The following is a 17862-nucleotide window of genomic DNA, read 5'->3' as shown; positions in this document are numbered from 1 at the left end:
TGCCCACCCTACGATTTCTTGAGCCAGCTCAGCACGCCCCTGCCCGCCGCAGCGCCAGTGGCAAACGACGCCTGCAGGAGATATCCGCCGGTCGGCGCCTCCCAATCCAGCATCTCGCCGGCGGCGAACACGCCGGGCAGCTTGCGCAGCATGAAGTGGTCGTCGAGCTCGTCGAAGCCAATTCCACCCGCCGTCGAGATCGCACGATCGATCGGGGCAACGCCCGTGAGCTGCACCGGAATGGTGTTGATCAGATGCGCAAGCTCGGCCGGCGAGAACGCGGCCAGTGGCCGGCCGGACACGATGGCGGCCTCCTGCATCAGGCCGATTCCGACCGGCGACAATTGCGCCGCCTTGCGCAGGAAGTTCGCGAGCGATTGCTTGCCGCGCGTCCCCGATAGCCGCGTGGTCAGAGCGGCGGCGTCGAGGTCGGGCCGCAATGCGATCGAAAGCGTCGCCTGCCCGAGACTGAGCACCTCCTCCCGTAACTCCGCCGACAGCGCGTAGATCGAGCCGCCTTCGATGCCGATACGGGTGATCATGGCTTCGCCGCGCACCGTATGCGCGCCGATCGTCAGCGCCACGCCCTTGAGCGGCTGGCCCTCGAAACGATCGCGGAACACATCGGACCAGGCGACCGTGAAGCCGGAATTGGCTGGCCGCAGCTTTGAGATGGCAACGCCCTTCGCGGCAAGGATGTCGGCCCAGCTGCCATCCGACCCCAGCCGCGGCCAACTGGCGCCGCCAAGCGCGAGCACGGTGGCGCTGGCAGTGACGGCCGCTGCGCCATCGGGCGCTCGAAACACCAGCCGCCCCTCACCGTCCCAGCCGGTCCAGCGATGACGAAAGGCAAACCGCACGCCGCTCGCATCGAGCCGCCGGAGCCACGCGCGCAGCAAGGGCGAGGCCTTGAACGCCTTCGGAAAGACGCGCCCGCTGGTGCCGACGAAGGTCGGCTCGCCCAGCGCGTCGCTCCACGCACGGAGCGCGTCCGGCGAAAACGCCTCGACCGCCGCCTGCAGCTTCGGTGCGGCCTCGCGATAGCGCGCCATGAAATCCAGCAGCGGCTCGCTGTGGGTGAGGTTGAGCCCGCCGCGGCCGGCCATCAGGAATTTTCGGCCCGCGGACGGCATCGCGTCGTACACGGTGACGCGCGCGCCGCCCTGCGCCAGCATCTCCGCCGCCATCAGCCCGGCGGGACCGGCCCCGATGACGGCGACGTCGGTCAGAGCTTGATCCCCGCCCGTGCCGCCGCCTGCGCCACGTATTTCTGGGTCTGCTCGAACGCCCCGGTCAGCGCCTTGGCTTTCGACATGTCGCTGATCTCGGCGAAATGCGCGGCGACGGCGTCCGGCGTCCATTCGGATTCCGGCAGGTTGATGCCCTCGCTCTCCACGATCTTGATCACGGCGAACGATCCTGCGCCGGCGCCCATGATGGTGCGGGTCGGCGCGTCCTCGCTGAGCATGTACTCGACCGCGGGCGTGATCGCGTTCGGCTTCATCAGCTGCAGCGCCTGCGGCGGCAACAGCTCTTCCGTCATGCGGGTCGCCGCCGTCGGCGAGATGATGTTGACGCGGATGTCGGACTTGCGGCCTTCTTCGGCGAGCACGTTCATCAGGCCGACCATGCCGGACTTGGCCGCGCCGTAATTGGCCTGGCCGAAATTACCGTAAAGGCCGGAGGACGACGTCGTCAGCACGATGCGGCCATAGTTGCGGTCGCGCATGCCGGCCCAGGCCGCCTTGCAGCAATAGAAGGTGCCGACGAGATGCACGTCGAGCACCTTTTGGAAGTCGGCCGCTTCCATCTTGCCGAACGACTTGTCGCGCAAAATGCCCGCATTGGCGCACAAGAGGTCGACGCTGCCCCACTCCTTGGTGGCGCGCTCGACCATGGCGGTGACCTGCTCGAAATTGGAGACGTCGGCGCCATCCGCCATCGCGGTGCCGCCGGCCTTGCGGATTTCCTCGACCACGGTCTCGGCCGGCGACAGCGAGCCACCGGTGCCGTCACGCGCGCCGCCGAAATCGTTGACCACGACCTTGGCGCCGCGGCTGGCCAATCCCAGCGCATGCGCCTTGCCGAGACCATTGCCCGCGCCGGTGACGATGGCGACGCGTCCGTCGAACCTGATTGCCATGAGTGAAGGTCTCTATTTCTTCTTCCCTTCTCCCCTTGTGGGAGAAGGTGGCGCGCAGCGCCGGATGAGGGGTCTCTCTCGACAGATGCGCTCGCGGAGAGAGACCCCTCACCCGCCTCGCGTTCCGCGAGGCACCCTCTCCCACAAGGGGAGAGGGTAAAACCCCGCTCTGGGTTGCCTTTTTGAGCAGCGATGGCTGGCCGGGTCAAGCCCGGCCCGGCCTACGCGAAATAGATCAGACCCAGCCACTCCGCGACCAGCGCCGGCTTGTCCTCGCCCTCGATCTCCACGGTGACATTGGTGCGGGACTGCAATTCATTGGCCTTACGGAGCTTGGCTTCGGCCAGCACGAAACGGCCGCGAACGCGCTTGCCCGAGCGCACCGGCGAGATGAAGCGCAGCTTGTCGAAGCCATAATTGACGCCCATCGTGGTGCCCGCGATCACGGGCATCACCTCATAGGACATGATCGACAGCAGCGACATCGTCAGGAAGCCGTGCGCGATGGTGGTGCCGAAGGCGGTCTCCTTCTTGGCGCGTTCAGGATCGACGTGGATGAACTGGTGATCCTCGATCACGTCGGCATAGGTGTCGATGCGCGGCTGATCGATCAGGTGCCACGACGATACGCCGATCTCCTTGCCGACCATGGCCTGGTAGGCTTCCAAGGAAATCGGCGGCTTCTTCCAGACTTCGTTCACTTAGGTCTCACTCCGTGTTTTCGGCAGTTCCGGAAAATCCTCCTCACGGAATTCCCGGCCGCGCAGCGGATCGTTGCGATCATCGTCCCGCTCCAGCCTGCGTAGCTGCACCCGGCGGATTTTGCCAGAGATCGTCTTCGGCAGCTCGGTGACGATTTCGAGGCGACGGATGCGCTTGAACGGGGCGAGCCGCGTGTGCAGGTGCTGGAAGATCGACAGCGCGGTCTCAGGCGTCCGCTCCGCGCCCGAGGTCAGCAGGACGAACGCCTTGGGGATCGCGAGCCGGATCGGGTCCGGGCTCGGCACCACCGCGGCTTCGGCCACCAGCTCGTGCTCGAGCAGAACGCTCTCCAGCTCGAACGGGCTGATTCGGTAGTCCGACGACTTGAACACGTCGTCGGAGCGGCCGACAAAGGTAAGATAGCCCTCGTCATCTTCGAACACGACATCGCCGCTGCGATAGAGCTCGCCTTCGGCACCGGCGAGCTTGCCGTCGTCGCTCTGATAACCCTGCATCAGGCCGGCGGGCCGCTCGGCGCCGAGCACCAGCGTGACCTCGCCTTCCTTCGCCTTGTTGCCGTCGGCATCGCTGATCTGCACGCGATAGCCAGGCAGCGGCCGGCCCATCGAGCCGATCTTGATGTTCTGGCCCGGCGAGTTGCCGGCCAGCGCCGTGGTTTCGGTCTGGCCGTATCCGTCACGGATGGTGAGCCCCCAGGCGGCCCGCACCTGGTCGATCACTTCAGGGTTGAGCGGCTCGCCGGCGCCGCAGACCTCGCGCAAGCTCACCTTGAAGGACGCCAGGTCCTCCTGGATGAACAGCCGCCACACCGTCGGCGGCGCGCACAGCGTGGTGACGCCGCAGCGGCCGATGGTGGCAAGCAGGCTCTTGGCGTCGAAGCGCGGCTGGTTGACCACGAACACGGTGGCGCCCGCGTTCCACGGCGCGAAGAAACAGCTCCAGGCATGCTTGGCCCAGCCGGGCGATGAGATATTGAGATGGACGTCGCCGGGCTGCAGCCCGATCCAGTACATGGTCGACAGATGCCCGACCGGATAGCTGCGCTGGCTGTGCCGGACAAGTTTTGGTTTTGCAGTGGTCCCCGAGGTGAAATAGAGCAGCATCGGGTCGTCGGCATTAGTCGGCCCATCGGCGGTAAAACTCTCCGGGGCCTTTGCGGCCTCATCATAGGAGAGCCATCCGTCGTGAGCCGTGCCGACCACGATGCGAACGATGTTCTCGGCACCAAGGCTTGCGAATTTCGCGACCTGGTCCTCGGCGGCCACCACCGCCCTCGCCTTGCCGCGATCGAGGCGATCACGCAGCTCATCCGCGGTGAGTAGCGTGGTCGCGGGGATCACGACGACGCCGAGCTTCATCGCCGCCAGCATCGTCTCCCACAGCGGAACCACATTGCCGAGCAGCAACAGGAGATGATCGCCGCGCTTCAGGCCCTGCGCGCGGAGGAAATTCGCGACCTGGTTCGAGCGCTTCGAGAGCGCCGCAAAGGACAGTTTTGTCTGGCGATCCTGCGCGGCATCGACGATCCAGAGCGCGGGCCGGTCCTTGGCTTCGGCGTCCTTTGCCAGCTCGTCGAACCAGTCGAGCGCCCAGTTGAAGGGAACCGGATCCGGCCAGCGGAATCCCTTGACCGCGGCCTCGTAATCCGTGCGGTGCTTGAGCAGAAACGCGCGCGCGTCCTGAAATGTCGTCATGTTCCGGGCCCGTCGAATTGATCTTCGAACGTAGCCCGGATGGAGCGAAGCGCAATCGGGGGCCGGCTACGCCATTGGAAGCAGCTGTCCCGGATTTCGCTTCGCTCCATCCGGGCTACGAAGCCTCGCTATTTTCCAGCGAGGCTGCGAACGTGCTTGATAATTCCGGAAAAATCCACCCCGCCCTGCCCGGCTGCGTCGAAAGACTGATAGATCTCCTGCGCATGCTTGCCGAGCGGCGTCGCCGCGCCGGCCGCCTTCGCGGCGTCCTGCGCCAGCGTCAGATCCTTCACCATCAGCGCCGAGGCGAATCCCGGCTTGTAGTCGTTGTTGGCCGGCGAGGTCGGCACCGGGCCCGGCACCGGGCAATAGGTCGTCAGCGACCAGCACTGGCCCGACGAAGTCGAGGCGACGTCGAACAGCGCCTGGTGCGAGAGGCCGAGCTTCTCGCCGAGCGCGAAAGCTTCGCTCACCGCGATCATGGAAATGCCGAGGATCATGTTGTTGCAGATCTTGGCCGCCTGCCCTGCGCCGGCGCCGCCGCAATGCACGATCTTCTTGCCCATGTTCTCCAGCACGGGCTTTGCCGCGGCGAATGCGCTCTCCTCGCCGCCGCACATGAAGGTGAGCGTCGCGCCCTTGGCGCCGCCGGTGCCGCCGGAGACCGGCGCATCCACCGAGAGCACACCGTGCTTGCCGGCGAGCGCATGCGCCTGCCGCGCACTCTCGACGTCGATGGTGGAGCTGTCGATGACCAGCGCGCCCTTGGTCATCGCGGGAAGGACCTCGTTCCAGACGCCGAGCACATGCTTGCCGGCCGGCAGCATGGTGACGACTACGTCGGCGCCCTTCACCGCGCCCGCGGCGCTGTCGGCGATGCTGGCGCCGTCGGCTTTGGCCTGCGCGCGCGAGGCTTCGACGAGGTCGAACGCGACGACCTTGTGGCCGGCCTTCACGAGGTTGGCCGCCATAGGGCCGCCCATGTTGCCGAGACCGATGAACGCGATCGTGGCCATTGTCGTTTCCTCCGCTTCAATCGTTGATTAGTTGAACTTCAGCTCGTCGGCGCCGATCTCTGCGAGATACGGTGCAAGCATTTGCGGCGTCACATCCTCAATTCGTGGCGGCGACCAGATCGGGTTGCGGTCCTTGTCGATCACGGCCGCGCGCACGCCCTCGCGAAAATCATCGCTGCGAAACACCTCCAGCGCGGCACGGTATTCCCGCACCAGGCATTCCTCCAGGCTCGACGCCTCGCGCGCCAGTCGCAACAGTTTCAGCGTCACCACCATGCCGCGCGGCGATTTCTCGTTGAGCGTCTTCAGCGTCGCCAGCGCGAATTCGGAGCCGTCGCGTTTCAGGGCAGCAAAGATGTCTTCCATGCGGTCGAAGCCGAACAATGCGTCGATAGCAGGCTCTTTTGCAGCGACCGGGCCCGCAGTCTCGCCGGTCGCAAAACTGTTGATGAGCTTGGTCACCTCAGCCGCGGTCACGCCCTGACGGAGCCTGGTCAGCGTCTCGCGCAGCGCCGGCCATTTCGCCGCCGGCACCACGGCGTCGGCGAATTTCGCGTGGATCGCGTCGGGCCCGTTCATGGTCTGGCCGGTCAGGCCGAAGTAAGTGCCGACCTCGCCCGGCGAACGCGACAACAGATAGGTGCCGCCGACGTCGGGGAAGAAGCCGAGCCCGACCTCGGGCATCGCCAGCTTCGTGCGATCGGTGACGATGCGATGGCTGGCATGGGCGGAGAGCCCGACACCGCCGCCCATCACGATGCCGTCCATGAAGGCGATATATGGTTTTGGGAATTTCTTGATCCGGGCGTTGAGGATGTATTCCTCGCGCCAGAGTATCTTGCCGAGGTCGCCGTTGACCTTCGAGCTCTCCCAGAGCGTGCGGATGTCGCCGCCGGCACAGAGGCCGCGCTCGCCGGAGCCTTCCAGCACGATCACCGTGACGGCCGGATCGGCCTCGAAGCGGTCGAGCGCCTTGTCGATGTCGCGAAACATCTCCAGCGTGACGGCGTTGATGGCCTTCGGACGATTGAGCCTGATCACGCCGGCCGCGCCCTCGACGCGGGCAACGAGATCGCCCTCTTCCACTGAACTCATCGCGCGCCCTCGATCAGTTTGCGCGCCACGATGAGCCGCATGATTTCATTGGTGCCTTCGAGGATCTGATGCACACGCAAATCGCGCACGATCTTCTCGATGCCGTATTCGCTGAGGTACCCGTAGCCACCGTGAAGCTGCAGCGCATGGTTGGCGACCTCGAAGCCGACGTCGGTGCCGAAGCGTTTTGCCATCGCACACAGCATGGTGGCATCAGGGTCCTTGCGGTCCAGCGCCGCAGCGGCGCGCCACAGGAAGGTACGCGCGGCTTCCAGTTCGATCGCCATGTCGGCGAGGCGAAACTGCAGCGCCTGGAATTCGTCGAGACGCTTTCCGAACGCCTTGCGCTCCTTCATGTAGGCCCGCGCCTTGTCGAGCGCGGTCTGCGCACCACCCAACGAGCACGCGGTGATGTTGAGGCGGCCGCCATCGAGGCCCGCCATCGCGATCTTGAAGCCGATGCCTTCCTCGCCGAGGCGATTGGCCACCGGCACGCGGGCGTTCTCGAACATCACGGCGCGGGTCGGCTGCGCGTTCCAGCCCATCTTGCGCTCATTGGCGCCGAAGGAGACGCCCGGCGTCTTGCCGTCGATGACGAGGGTCGAGATGCCGCCCGGGCCATCGCCGCCGGTGCGCACCATCGCGACCAGCAGATCGGTGCCGCCGGCGCCGGAGATGAACTGCTTCTGGCCGTTGAGCACGTAGTGATCGCCATCGCGCACGGCGCGCGTACGCAGCGCCGCGGCATCCGAGCCCGCGCCCGGCTCGGTCAGGCAGTAGCTGGCGATCAGCTCCATGGTGCAGAGTTTTGGCAGCCATGTGTGGCGCTGGGTGTCGCTGCCGAAGGCATCGATCATCCAGCTCGCCATGTTGTGGATGGAGATGAAGGCCGAAGTGGTCGGACAGCCCGTCGCCAGCGCCTCGAAGATCAGCGCCGCGTCGAACCGCGTCATCGCGGATCCGCCGACATCCTCGCGGATGTAGATGCCGCCCATGCCAAGCGTCGCGGCCTCGCGCATCACGTCGACGGGGAAATGCTTCTCCTCGTCCCAGCGCAGCGCGTGCGGCGCGATCTTCTCCGCCGCAAACGCCAACGCCATGTCGCGAACCGCGATCTGATCCTCGTTCAGAGCGAACTGCATATGAGCCTCGCTCTCAAGGGGATCACTTCATCAGCGGGATCGAAAACTCCGCGCCTTCCTTGACGCCGGACGGCCAGCGCGAGGTCACCGTCTTGGTTTTGGTGTAGAAGCGGACCGAGTCCGGACCGTGCTGGTTGAGATCGCCAAAACCCGACTTCTTCCAGCCGCCAAAGGTGTAATAGGCGATCGGCACCGGGATCGGCACGTTGATGCCGACCATGCCGACATTGACCTTGGCCGCGAAGTCGCGGGCGGCGTCGCCGTCGCGGGTGAAGATGGCAACGCCGTTGCCGTAGTCGTGATCCGACGGCAGCGCCAGCGCCTCCTTGTAGTCGTGCGCACGCACGACCGAGAGCACGGGGCCGAAGATCTCTTCCTTGTAGATCCGCATGTCCTTGGTGACGTTGTCGAACAGCGAGCCGCCGAGATAAAAGCCGTTCTCGTAGCCCTGCATCTTGAAGCCGCGGCCATCGACTGCGAGCGTCGCGCCTTCCTTGATGCCGATGTCGATGTAGCCCTTGACCTTCTCGACCGCCTCGCGCGTGACCAGCGGGCCGTAATCGGCGGACGGATCGATCGAGGTGCCGATCTTGAGGCTCTCGACCCGCGGGATCAGCTTTTCCATGAGACGGTCGGCGGTGGACTTGCCGACGGGGACCGCGACCGAGACGGCCATGCAGCGCTCGCCCGCCGAGCCATAGCCCGCACCGATCAGCGCGTCGACCGCCTGGTCCATGTCGGCATCCGGCATGATGATGGCGTGGTTCTTGGCGCCGCCAAAGCACTGGCAGCGCTTGCCGGTTTGGGCGGCGCGCTCATAGATGTACTGCGCGATCGGCGTGGAGCCGACGAAGCCGACGGCTTTGATATCGGGATCGTCCAGGATGGCGTCGACCGCCTCCTTATCGCCGTTGACGACGTTGAGGATGCCGGCCGGCAGGCCTGCCTCGATCATGAGCTCGGCGAGCAGCATCGGCACGCCGGGATCGCGCTCGGAGGGCTTGAGGATGAAGGCGTTGCCGCAGGCGATCGCGGGCGCGAACTTCCACATCGGGATCATTGCCGGGAAGTTGAACGGCGTGATACCGGCGACGACACCGAGTGCCTGGCGCATCGAATAGATGTCGATCCCGGGGCCGGCGCCTTCGGTGTATTCGCCCTTCATCAGATGCGGGATGCCGCAGGCGAACTCGGCGACCTCGAGGCCGCGCTGGATGTCGCCCTTGGCGTCCGGCACGGTCTTGCCGTGCTCGCGGGCCAGCAGCTCGGCCAGCTTGTCGTAGTCGCGCTGCACCAGCTCGACGAATCTCATCATGACGCGGGCGCGGCGCTGCGGGTTGGTCGCGGCCCATTCGGGCTGTGCCGCGCGGGCGTTCTCGACGGCGGCGCGGACCTCCGCCTTGGACGCCAGCGCCACCTTGGCCTGGACGTCACCGGTCATCGGCTCGAAAACGTCGGCGGTGCGGCCAGAGGTGCCCTTTACTTCCTTGCCACCGATGAAATGTCCGACTGAACGCATGGAATGATCTCCTTGAGGCCGAGCTTGAACGCTTTGACAAATCCTATCGACCTGCATTTTATAGGATTCAAGTCTGAGATAATGCACCATAGATGTGCGAAAATGCTGGATCAAGGCGCTATCGATTGGGACGACTTTCGCTTCGTGCTGGCCATCGTGCGGGGCGGCTCGGTGTCGGCTGCGGCAAAACAGCTCGGAGTGGACCATGCCACGGTGATCCGCCGCGTCGACCGGCTGGAAAAGCACCTGTCGGCCAAGCTGTTCGACCGGCGCAAGACCGGCTACCTCCTCACCGAGGCCGGCCAGCGCGTCGCCGACAGCGCGGAAGCCATGGAATCGACCATCGTCGCCAACCAGGAGCAGGTCGGCGGCTCGGTGGCGCGTCTGACGGGGACGGTGCGGATCGGCGCGCCCGACGGGTTCGGCACGGCCTTCCTGGCACCGCGGCTGGCCCCCTTCGCCGACCGGTATCCCGATCTCGATCTGCAACTTGTGGCCACCGCGCGGCTGTTCAGTCTCTCCAAGCGCGAGGCCGACATCGCCATCAGCCTGACCATGCCGAAGGAAGGCCGCATCGTCGGCCGCAAGCTGCTCGACTACCGCCTCGGCCTCTACGCCGCACCTGGCTATCTCGACCGCTTCCCCGCGATCACCTCTCGGCAGGATCTGCCGCAGCACCGCTTCGTCGGCTACATCGAAGAGCTCTTGTTCACGCCGGAACTCGATTATCTGCCGCAGGTGTCGCCACGGATCTCCGCGCGCTTCCGCAGCGCCAATCTGATTGCGCAGCTCAACGCCACGCTCTCGGGCTTCGGCATCGCAGTGCTGCCGCACTTCATGGCGAGCGATTATCCGCAACTCGTGCCGGTGCTGCCCGAGGAGATCTCGATCACGCGGACGTTCTGGATGCTGATGCACGCCGACAGCAAGGATCTGGCGCGGATCAGAGCGGTGGCGGACTACATCGGCGAGATCGTCGAGCGCGAACGGGCGCTGTTTGCGGGGCGGTAGCGACGGTCCCGTAGGGTGGGCAAAGGCGCAAAGCGCCGTGCCCACCATCTCTCTTCGATAGCGACGAAGTCGTGGGCACGCTTCGCTTTGCCCACCCTACGGCACCTCGCCTAGGTCTTCACCTTCTTCATCGCCGCCGCCTTCGGCTCGCGCTTCGTGCCCTCCAGCGCACTGTCCCGGCCCACCTTCAACACCTCGTCGGACAGCTCGCTCGACCCGGCAATGCGGGCCAGCAGCATGGTGCCGGCCATCGTCGCCAGCGTCGCGACCGCCTGCTTGCGTGCGGCCTTGCGCGGCATGTTCGGAATGTTGTCCGCCAGCTGCTCGATCATCTCGTCGAGCTTGCCGGCAAATGCCTTTCGCGCCTTCGGGCTCTCGCGGGCGATCTCGGCACCGAGAGCGGGAATCGAGCAGCCATGGCCGGGATTGTCGCGATGCAGCGCCGACAGGTAGGCCTCCGCGATTATCGCCAGCCGCTTGTCCGGCGAAACCTCGTCGGTGATCTTGCGCCAGTGCTCCATCGAGCGGTCCATCGCATAACCGAACGCCTCGATCACCAGCGCCTCGCGGGAATCGAAATGCGCGTAGAAGCCGCCATGGGTCAGGCCTGCCTCCTTCATGAGGTCGGCGACGCCGATGCCATGGGCGCCCTTTTCGCGCAGCCGCACGGAGGCCTTCCTCACGATGCGGTCGTGGGTTTCCTGCTTGTGTTCCCGGGAGTAGCGCATGCGGTTCTCATTGAATGTCGATGGTCATCTCATAACACGCAAATGACGAAAAGGGTGCATTAATTCATGTTAAGTTGCTTCCGATCATGGAAAACGTTGCAGTTGCGTGCACCGCAAGGGCGCCCTTGCCGTCCCGGACGAAGCCTTCGGTGTAGCTGGTCTGCCGCCCCAGCTTGATCACCCTGCCTTCGGCCGAGATCAGGCCCGAGCGAACCGAGAGCGGACGCAGGAAGGTCATTTTCAGGTCGAGCGTCACGGAACTCTGCCCGGCTTCCAACCGGGTCGAGATCGCGCATCCCATCGCGGTATCGAGCAGCGCAGCTGCGGTCGCGCCGTGAATCAGTCCGATGGTGTTTTCGAGATCCTCGCGCGGCTCCAGTTCCATGACGATCCGACCCGGCTCGACCACCCCCACATTGAAGCCGATCAGTTTTGCAAAAGGCGGCGGCGGCAGCCGGCCGTCGCGAATGCCCAGCATGGCGTCCATGCCCGACAGGCCCATCGCGACTTTCGCGACCGGCGCCGGCACCTGCCAGTCCACCACGCGCTCGCGCCGCTGCGCGGGCGAAAACAGTTCGAGTTGGTCGGCTTCAGTCATGGGATCCCTTTTGTATGATATATGTCATACTATGCGACGGACTTCGCACTTGCAACTCGCCCCCACCCCGCTTGACAACAAGGACGTTTCGGCCCGGAAGTGGCACCGACCCGCGCGCCTCGCGCCGGTCCACGAAACCTTCGAGATGCCACGATGGAAATGCTCAACCACCACTGCGGCGTGACGCGCGATACGCGCGGGGTCGTTCATGTCGCGATCTGCAACGCCGGCCCGCTCAATATTCTCGGCTCGCCGGTGACCGACGCCGTGCGCGAAGGCCTGCATCGGCTTGCATCCGACCGCAGCATCCGCGTCGTGGTGCTGCGCGGCCAGAGCGAGAAGAGCATGATCGGCGGCGCCGACATCAAGGAGATGGCCAAGCTCGAGCAGAAATCGGCGGAGGCCTTCATCAGCCGCCTGCGCGATCTCTGCGAAGCGGTGCGCCAATTCCCGGCACCGGTGATCGCCCGCATGCCCGGCTGGTGCCTCGGCGGCGGCCTCGAAGTGGCGGCCGCCTGCGATTTCCGGATTGCCGCGCATGATGCGCATTTCGGCATGCCGGAGGTGCGCGTCGGCATCCCCTCGGTGATCCACGCAGCGCTCTTGCCGCGCCTGATCGGCTGGGCCCGAGCGCGCTGGCTGGTGATGACGGCGGAGAACATCGACGCAGCCACCGCGCTCGCCTGGGGGCTGGTCGACAAGGTGGCACTTGAGGGCGGACTGGATGCCGAGATCGAGCATCTCGTGAACGCACTGCTCGCATGCGGCCCCGAGGCACTGCGGTCGCAGAAGGCGCTGCTTCGGCAATGGGAGGAGCTGCCGCTAACGGAGTCGGTGAATCTGAGTGTCAAGGTGTTCGGCGAGTCGTTCCTCACGGACGAGCCGACGCGGCTGATGCAGGCGTTCGTGAACAGGAAGCGGTAGGAGCGCGCCACCCCTCCTCAACCGCACGACCAAATCTCATCCGAGCCCAGACAATTTCTCATCCCCGTCGCGGTTGCATTTTTTGCGGCGCATCATATGATGATCATAATCCTACACATCATCGCCAGGGAGTCCCATCATGGCCGAAGCCGCCGATCCCGTCGTCATCGTCTCCGCCGCCCGCACCCCGCTCGGCCGCTTCATGGGCGAGCTCTCGCCTCTTCCCGCGCACAAGCTCGGGTCACACGTGATCGGCGCGGCGCTGGAGCGCGCAAGACTCGCGCCCGAGAAAGTCGACGAGGTCTTCATGGGCTGCGTGCTGCCGGCCGGCCAGGGCCAGGCGCCCGCGCGGCAGGCGGCGCGCGCGGCCGGGCTGCCCGACGCCACCGGCGCGACCACGGTCAACAAGGTCTGCGGTTCCGGCATGAAGGCAACCATGCTGGCGCACGACATCATTCGCGCCGGCTCGGCCGACATCGTCGTCTCCGGCGGCATGGAGAGCATGAGCAACGCGCCCTATCTCCTCGCCAAGGCGCGCGGCGGCTACCGCGTCGGCCACGACCGCATCATCGACCACATGATGATGGATGGCCTTGAGGACGCCTACGAGACCGGCCGTTCCATGGGCGATTTCGGCGAGGCCACCGCGGAGACGTACCAGTTCACCCGCAAGGACCAGGACGCCTATGCGATGGAGACGCTGAGCCGCGCCCGCAAGGCGGTCGAGGGCGGCGCGTTCAAGGCTGAGATTGCGCCGATCACGCTCGCGGAAAGGGCCGGTCCCCGCATCGTCGCCAATGATGAGCATCCGCTGAAGGTCGATCCGGCCAAGATCCCAGGCCTGAAGCCGGCGTTCCGCGCCAACGGCACCATCACGCCGGCCGCCTCCTCCGCCAATGCTGACGGCGCCGCGGCGCTGGTGCTGGCGAAGCGCTCGCTCGCCGATCGGGGCGGCTTGCCCGTTCTCGCGGAGATCAAGGGCCACGCCACCCACAGCCAGGAGCCGCAATGGTTCACCACGGCGCCGATCCCGGCGATCCGCAAGCTGCTCGACAAGGTCGGTTGGGCTGCCTCCGACGTCGATCTGTTCGAGATCAACGAGGCCTTTGCCGTGGTGGCGATGGCGGCACAGCGCGATCTCGGCATTCCCCGAGATAAGCTGAACATCAATGGCGGCGCCTGCGCGCTCGGGCATCCCATCGGCGCCACCGGCGCGCGGCTGATCGTGACGCTGCTGCATGCGCTCGAGGCGAACAACCTCAAGCGCGGTATCGCCGCGCTCTGCATCGGCGGCGGCGAAGCCACGGCGATCGCGGTGGAGCGGCTGGCGCGCTGACGCGCGGGTGTCCGAAATAGAGGGAAGTCTGTCATTTCAGACTTCCCTTCCCCATGCCAGACTGGAACCATGACGCGAGTCCGACCCGGGCTCGCCAAACCACATTGAGGCCCAATGATCTCGAACTGGCTCGCGGCAGCATTGTCCCGCCGCAACATTCATTACGGCTGGGTGATGGTCGGCGTGACCTTCCTCGCCGCGCTGATCAGCGCCGGCACGGTCGGCGCGCCCGGGGTGTTCATCGTTCCGCTTCAAAAGGAGTTCGGCTGGAGCACGGCGCAGATCTCCTCCGCACTGTCGATCCGTTTCATCCTATTCGGACTGATGGCGCCATTCGCGGCCGCCCTGCTCAACCGCTACGGCCTGCGCAACGTCACGCTGGCGGCACAGCTAATCGTTGTCTCGGCGCTCGTGCTCTCGCTCGGCATGACCGAGGTCTGGCAGCTCGTCGCGCTGTGGGGCGTGGTGATCGGCATCGGCACCGGCATGACCGCGCTGGTGCTCGGCGCAACCATTGCCACGCGCTGGTTCGCGGCACGGCGCGGCCTCGTCGTCGGCATCATGACCGCGAGCGTCGCCACCGGCCAGCTCGTGTTCCTGCCGCTGCTCGCAAGCCTCACCGAACGCTATGGCTGGCGGCTCGCGCTCGGCTTCGTCTGCATCATGCTCGCCGTCTCCGCGCTGGCCGTCCTGCTCGCGATGCGCGACCGGCCGAGCGATGTCGGTCTGCGTCCGTTCGGCGATGAGGGCACCGAGCCCCTGCCCGCCCCGCCTGTGAGCCACGGCTCGATCACGGGCGTGGCGCTCGGCACGCTGCGCGACGCCTCGAAGTCGACTGCATTCTGGATCCTGTTTGCGACCTTCTTCGTGTGCGGCGCTTCCACCAACGGCCTCGTCCAGGTGCACCTGATCCCGATGTGCCTCGATTTCGGCATCCCGCAAGTGCAGGCCGCGAGCCTGCTTGCGGCCATGGGCATCTTCGACTTCTTCGGCACCATCATGTCGGGCTGGCTGTCGGACCGCTATGACAATCGCTATCTCCTGTTCTGGTATTACGGCCTGCGCGGGCTCTCGCTGATCTTCCTTCCCTTCAGCGACTTCTCGTTCTACGGCCTGTCAATCTTCGCGATGTTCTACGGTCTCGACTGGATCGCAACCGTACCGCCGACGGTGCGCCTCACCGCGCAAAAGTTCGGGCCCGAGCGCGCCAATCTGGTGTTCGGCTGGATCTTTGCGGGCCACCAGCTCGGCGCCGGGACCGCCGCCTTCGGCGCTGGTCTCTCGCGGACGGTCTATGAGAGCTACCTGCCCGCGTTCTTCATCGCCGGCGCGCTCTGCGTGTTCGCCTCGCTGATCGTGCTGGCGCTGTCGCGGCAGCCGAAACTACAGCCGGCGGCGGCCTCGGCCTAGTACCGGATCGTGTAGGTGACGCCGAACACCGCGGCGTCACCGATCCGCGAAACACCGCTGGGATCGTTCGGGTTCTGAATTCCGCCCGAGGGGCGGAACACATATTGGAAGTATGGCGCGATCAACCAGCCCGGCTTGACGTGCGCCTCGTAGATCATCTCGATCAGTGTCTCGTTGCTGCGCACCGGGCTGCGGATGCCGGTGAAGGCCTGCGTATCGACGTCGAGATTGCGCGCAGTGTTCGAGATCCGCATGTAGGCCATCGCCACGCCGAACCGGTCGAGCGGACGGCCCGGCGTGAAGCCGACGAAGCCGATGCCGCCGTCCATATAGAGATCGATCAGATTGCGGTCCGGCGGGCTGTAGGCGATGCGGCCGAACGCGGTGATGCCGGGGAGCGAGGCCGACGTGCTGGTCTCGGTGACCTCAGGCGGGCGATAGAGCACCTGCTCGATCACGGCGAAGATGCCGTAATTGCCTTTGAGCCTTGCAGGAATACCGCTGCCGCCGGGATCGGCGATCGACATCCCCTCCGCCGTCAAGCGCTGGCTGTCGAACGAGCCGTAATGCTTCCACGCACCCGGCGTGAAATTGCCGGCGAGCGGGCGGCCGCCGATATCGATGGCGTAGTTGAAGCGGACCTGCCCGATCACCCACGGCGGATCGTTGATGCGGAATGCCAGGCCATGATGATCGCGCAGCTGCGGATCGACATCGCCGGGCCCTGACGGATCGCCGTTGAACACCGCACCATAAGCGGTGATCTTGTCGGTCAGCGCGGCCTTGATGCGAATGCCGGGCACCGCGATCGGCGGCGCCGGGCCGCCGGCCGGAAGGTTGCTGGCCTTGATCGCCGGCCAGCCGAAGGTGCCGTTGACGAAGAGGTCGTCGGTCTGGCTGTCGAAGAACTCGACATCGGCGGCCTGCTGGCCGGCCCGGATGTTCAGGCGGTCATTGAAAAAGCTCTGCTCGAAATAGGCATTGTAGAGCCGCTGGTCCGGCAGCGCCTCGATCTCGCTGATGGTGGCGAGGTTCATCACGTAGTTGCGGGAAAGGCCCTGGCCGTAGATGATGAAGGCATTGGCGTAAAAGCGGCCACCGGTCCAGCCGACCAGCTTGTCGAGGTCGGCATCGACCGACAGATCGAGCCGGCCGAAATGGATGGCGCCGCGCTTCACGCCGCCGGCGGCATTGGCGATATTGTCTGCGATATAGGTGGCGCCAAAATTCAGGCCCTTGCCGGCAAGGCCGTCATGCCACGCGTTGAACCATTTGGGAAACAGCCATGCGGCCGCGCTCTCGTCCTTGGCGCCGGCGCGCGCGCTCGTCGCCGTGCAGGCCATCGCAATCGCGGCCGCTACGGATATTTGGGTCGCCCAACTCACCATCGACACACGCTACTTGAAGATACCGGTGCGCCTCATGAAGAGATAGGCCGCAGCAACCGAGGAGGCCATCAGCACCGCTGCCCAGAGGAATCCGCTCTCGACCTCGGTCAACGGCAGGCCCTTGGTGTTCATGCCGAAGATGCCGGTGATCAGCGTCGGCGGCAGCAACAGCGAGGTCACGATCGAGAGGGTGTGGAGATGGCGATTGCTCTCCTCCTCGTTCTTGAACCGCAGCTCCTCCTCGAGCAGGCGGCTGCGTTCGCGCAGCTCGACGATGTCGTGATCGAGGCCATCGAGCCGCTGCGCGAGCTTGCCGGCCTGGATCCGCAACGCCGGCGACAAATGATCGGTGTTCTTCTGATCGAGACGGTGAAACAGCGTGCGCAATCCCGTGAGCTGCCGATGCAGCCGCACGCAGGTGCGGCGGAGCCGGCCGAGGTTGCGGCGCATCTCGGGCCTGGCGTCATCGGCGAGGATGCGCTCCTCGATATCGTCGATCTCCTGGCCGAGCTTGTCGGCCATCCGGTCCAGCGTGTCGGCGACCTCGTCGACGATCTTTTCGAGCAGATGAGCGACGTTGTCGACGCGGTAGCCGCCTTCGAGCACCCGCCGCGTGGCGTCCGCCGAGCACAGTGCCTGGTGGCGGCCGGAGACCAGCAGCCGCTCGGTCATGGCAAAGCGGAGGAACGCGGTCTCCTCCGTCGCGCTGTCGATCTCGCGTACGAGGTCGGAGAATACGCCGTAGACACAGTGGTCGATGACGTGAAGCTGCTGGAAGGTGTCGCTCGACAGCAGCAGCTCGCGCGCCAGCGGCGGCAGCTGCGACGCTCCGATCCAAGGCCGTGCCCGCGCGTCAGTCAGGTTGAAATGCAGCCAGAGCCGGCCGTCATGGCTGAACTCGATCGGCTGGTCGATCGGCAGCGCCTCGGCACTGCCGTCGCTGTGCAGGCGAAAGGCCCAGACCAGGCCGGGAATGGCGGGATCAGTGCTCGATAAGGCGCTGACAAGCTTTGCCGGCTCAGCCATGGCCAACCCCAACCGCCAACAACTGCCCCATTCCGGACGATGGCTGACGGCATCTTCCGGACCCAGGCGGTACTCAATTACGCCAGTGTTACAGTTTGATGATGCCGCC

16 protein-coding genes are annotated in these 17862 nt (G+C 65.6%); 4 read left to right on the top strand and 12 right to left on the bottom strand.

Translation table 11 applies throughout. The annotated features are described in order from the left end of the window. Positions 1-8: 8 nt before the first annotated feature. The 8 genes from BM190_RS05795 to BM190_RS05760 all read right to left on the bottom strand — a co-directional run bounded on the left by BM190_RS05795 (position 9) and on the right by BM190_RS05760 (position 9332). On the bottom strand, positions 9-1229 hold the full coding sequence (locus BM190_RS05795; RefSeq protein ID WP_092253061.1) for a BaiN/RdsA family NAD(P)/FAD-dependent oxidoreductase: 1221 nt from the start codon (positions 1227-1229) through the stop codon (positions 9-11). Next, positions 1226-2143 (bottom strand): SDR family NAD(P)-dependent oxidoreductase, encoded by a 918-nt coding sequence (locus BM190_RS05790; protein WP_092252683.1) that lies wholly within the window; start codon positions 2141-2143, stop codon positions 1226-1228. Before BM190_RS05790 ends, BM190_RS05795 begins: the two co-directional genes overlap by 4 nt. A 221-nt stretch (positions 2144-2364) precedes the next feature. After that, on the bottom strand, positions 2365-2844 hold the full coding sequence (locus tag BM190_RS05785; protein WP_092252682.1) for a MaoC family dehydratase: 480 nt from the start codon (positions 2842-2844) through the stop codon (positions 2365-2367). Then, positions 2845-4560: an AMP-binding protein gene (locus BM190_RS05780; protein ID WP_092252680.1), complete on the bottom strand. Its 1716-nt coding sequence runs from the start codon at positions 4558-4560 to the stop codon at positions 2845-2847. 128 nt (positions 4561-4688) lie between these two features. Beyond that, positions 4689-5597: a 3-hydroxyisobutyrate dehydrogenase gene (mmsB, locus tag BM190_RS05775; protein WP_312012759.1), complete on the bottom strand. Its 909-nt coding sequence runs from the start codon at positions 5595-5597 to the stop codon at positions 4689-4691. A gap of 6 nt (positions 5598-5603) precedes the next feature. Continuing rightward, positions 5604-6671 carry an enoyl-CoA hydratase/isomerase family protein gene (locus BM190_RS05770; RefSeq protein ID WP_092252676.1) on the bottom strand — a complete coding sequence of 356 codons (1068 nt, stop codon included), beginning with the start codon at positions 6669-6671 and terminating at the stop codon, positions 5604-5606. After that, positions 6668-7813 carry an isobutyryl-CoA dehydrogenase gene (locus tag BM190_RS05765; protein ID WP_092252673.1) on the bottom strand — a complete coding sequence of 382 codons (1146 nt, stop codon included), beginning with the start codon at positions 7811-7813 and terminating at the stop codon, positions 6668-6670. The genes BM190_RS05770 and BM190_RS05765 overlap by 4 nt, the downstream gene beginning before the upstream one ends. 22 nt (positions 7814-7835) lie before the next feature. Further along, positions 7836-9332 carry a CoA-acylating methylmalonate-semialdehyde dehydrogenase gene (locus tag BM190_RS05760; protein WP_018319880.1) on the bottom strand — a complete coding sequence of 499 codons (1497 nt, stop codon included), beginning with the start codon at positions 9330-9332 and terminating at the stop codon, positions 7836-7838. A gap of 102 nt (positions 9333-9434) precedes the next feature. Here BM190_RS05760 and BM190_RS05755 point away from each other — a divergent pair, with 102 nt between their 5' ends. After that, positions 9435-10343, top strand: coding sequence for a LysR family transcriptional regulator (locus BM190_RS05755; protein ID WP_092252671.1), 909 nt, complete (start codon positions 9435-9437; stop codon positions 10341-10343). 110 nt (positions 10344-10453) lie between these two features. Here BM190_RS05755 and BM190_RS05750 read toward each other — a convergent pair whose 3' ends face one another. Beyond that, on the bottom strand, positions 10454-11071 hold the full coding sequence (locus BM190_RS05750) for a TetR/AcrR family transcriptional regulator (protein WP_092252669.1): 618 nt from the start codon (positions 11069-11071) through the stop codon (positions 10454-10456). 64 nt (positions 11072-11135) lie between these two features. Then, the gene (locus tag BM190_RS05745; RefSeq protein ID WP_018319877.1) at positions 11136-11669 is read right to left on the bottom strand and encodes a PaaI family thioesterase; all 534 of its coding nucleotides are present in this window, start codon (positions 11667-11669) and stop codon (positions 11136-11138) included. A 153-nt stretch (positions 11670-11822) separates the two neighbouring features. On the opposite strand from BM190_RS05745, the gene BM190_RS05740 reads away from it, so the two are divergent. From BM190_RS05740 to BM190_RS05730, 3 genes are all read left to right on the top strand, one after another. Beyond that, on the top strand, positions 11823-12593 hold the full coding sequence (locus tag BM190_RS05740; protein WP_092252667.1) for an enoyl-CoA hydratase: 771 nt from the start codon (positions 11823-11825) through the stop codon (positions 12591-12593). Positions 12594-12732: 139 nt separating this feature from the next. Then, positions 12733-13929: an acetyl-CoA C-acyltransferase gene (locus tag BM190_RS05735; RefSeq protein ID WP_092252665.1), complete on the top strand. Its 1197-nt coding sequence runs from the start codon at positions 12733-12735 to the stop codon at positions 13927-13929. A 114-nt stretch (positions 13930-14043) separates the two neighbouring features. Continuing rightward, positions 14044-15339 (top strand): MFS transporter, encoded by a 1296-nt coding sequence (locus BM190_RS05730; protein WP_092252663.1) that lies wholly within the window; start codon positions 14044-14046, stop codon positions 15337-15339. On the opposite strand, the gene BM190_RS05725 is transcribed toward BM190_RS05730, so the two are convergent. Then, a complete protein-coding gene (locus tag BM190_RS05725; protein WP_409362479.1) occupies positions 15336-16682 on the bottom strand; it encodes a carbohydrate porin in 1347 nt (448 codons plus the stop codon). The two genes, BM190_RS05730 and BM190_RS05725, sit on opposite strands and share 4 nt — an antisense overlap. Before the next feature lie 54 nt (positions 16683-16736). Next, the gene (locus BM190_RS05720) at positions 16737-17753 is read right to left on the bottom strand and encodes a transporter (RefSeq protein ID WP_092252659.1); all 1017 of its coding nucleotides are present in this window, start codon (positions 17751-17753) and stop codon (positions 16737-16739) included. Positions 17754-17862 lie beyond the last annotated feature (109 nt).

Source organism: Bradyrhizobium sp. Rc3b (assembly GCF_900114915.1).
Classification (GTDB): Bacteria; Pseudomonadota; Alphaproteobacteria; order Rhizobiales; family Xanthobacteraceae; genus Bradyrhizobium.
Note: the sequence above shows the minus strand (reverse complement) of the source record. Positions and strands in the feature narration are given on the sequence as shown.

Coding starts and splice junctions, on each gene's coding strand:
- BM190_RS05730 (WP_092252663.1), top strand. CDS start 14,044: ATGATCTCGAACTGGCTCGCGGCAGCATTGTCCCGCCGCAACATTCAT.
- BM190_RS05745 (WP_018319877.1), bottom strand. CDS start 11,669: ATGACTGAAGCCGACCAACTCGAACTGTTTTCGCCCGCGCAGCGGCGC.
- BM190_RS05720 (WP_092252659.1), bottom strand. CDS start 17,753: ATGGCTGAGCCGGCAAAGCTTGTCAGCGCCTTATCGAGCACTGATCCC.
- BM190_RS05760 (WP_018319880.1), bottom strand. CDS start 9,332: ATGCGTTCAGTCGGACATTTCATCGGTGGCAAGGAAGTAAAGGGCACC.
- BM190_RS05780 (WP_092252680.1), bottom strand. CDS start 4,560: ATGACGACATTTCAGGACGCGCGCGCGTTTCTGCTCAAGCACCGCACG.
- BM190_RS05725 (WP_409362479.1), bottom strand. CDS start 16,682: ATGGCCTGCACGGCGACGAGCGCGCGCGCCGGCGCCAAGGACGAGAGC.
- BM190_RS05770 (WP_092252676.1), bottom strand. CDS start 6,671: ATGAGTTCAGTGGAAGAGGGCGATCTCGTTGCCCGCGTCGAGGGCGCG.
- BM190_RS05735 (WP_092252665.1), top strand. CDS start 12,733: ATGGCCGAAGCCGCCGATCCCGTCGTCATCGTCTCCGCCGCCCGCACC.
- BM190_RS05765 (WP_092252673.1), bottom strand. CDS start 7,813: ATGCAGTTCGCTCTGAACGAGGATCAGATCGCGGTTCGCGACATGGCG.
- BM190_RS05755 (WP_092252671.1), top strand. CDS start 9,435: ATGCTGGATCAAGGCGCTATCGATTGGGACGACTTTCGCTTCGTGCTG.
- BM190_RS05790 (WP_092252683.1), bottom strand. CDS start 2,143: ATGGCAATCAGGTTCGACGGACGCGTCGCCATCGTCACCGGCGCGGGC.
- BM190_RS05740 (WP_092252667.1), top strand. CDS start 11,823: ATGGAAATGCTCAACCACCACTGCGGCGTGACGCGCGATACGCGCGGG.
- BM190_RS05750 (WP_092252669.1), bottom strand. CDS start 11,071: ATGCGCTACTCCCGGGAACACAAGCAGGAAACCCACGACCGCATCGTG.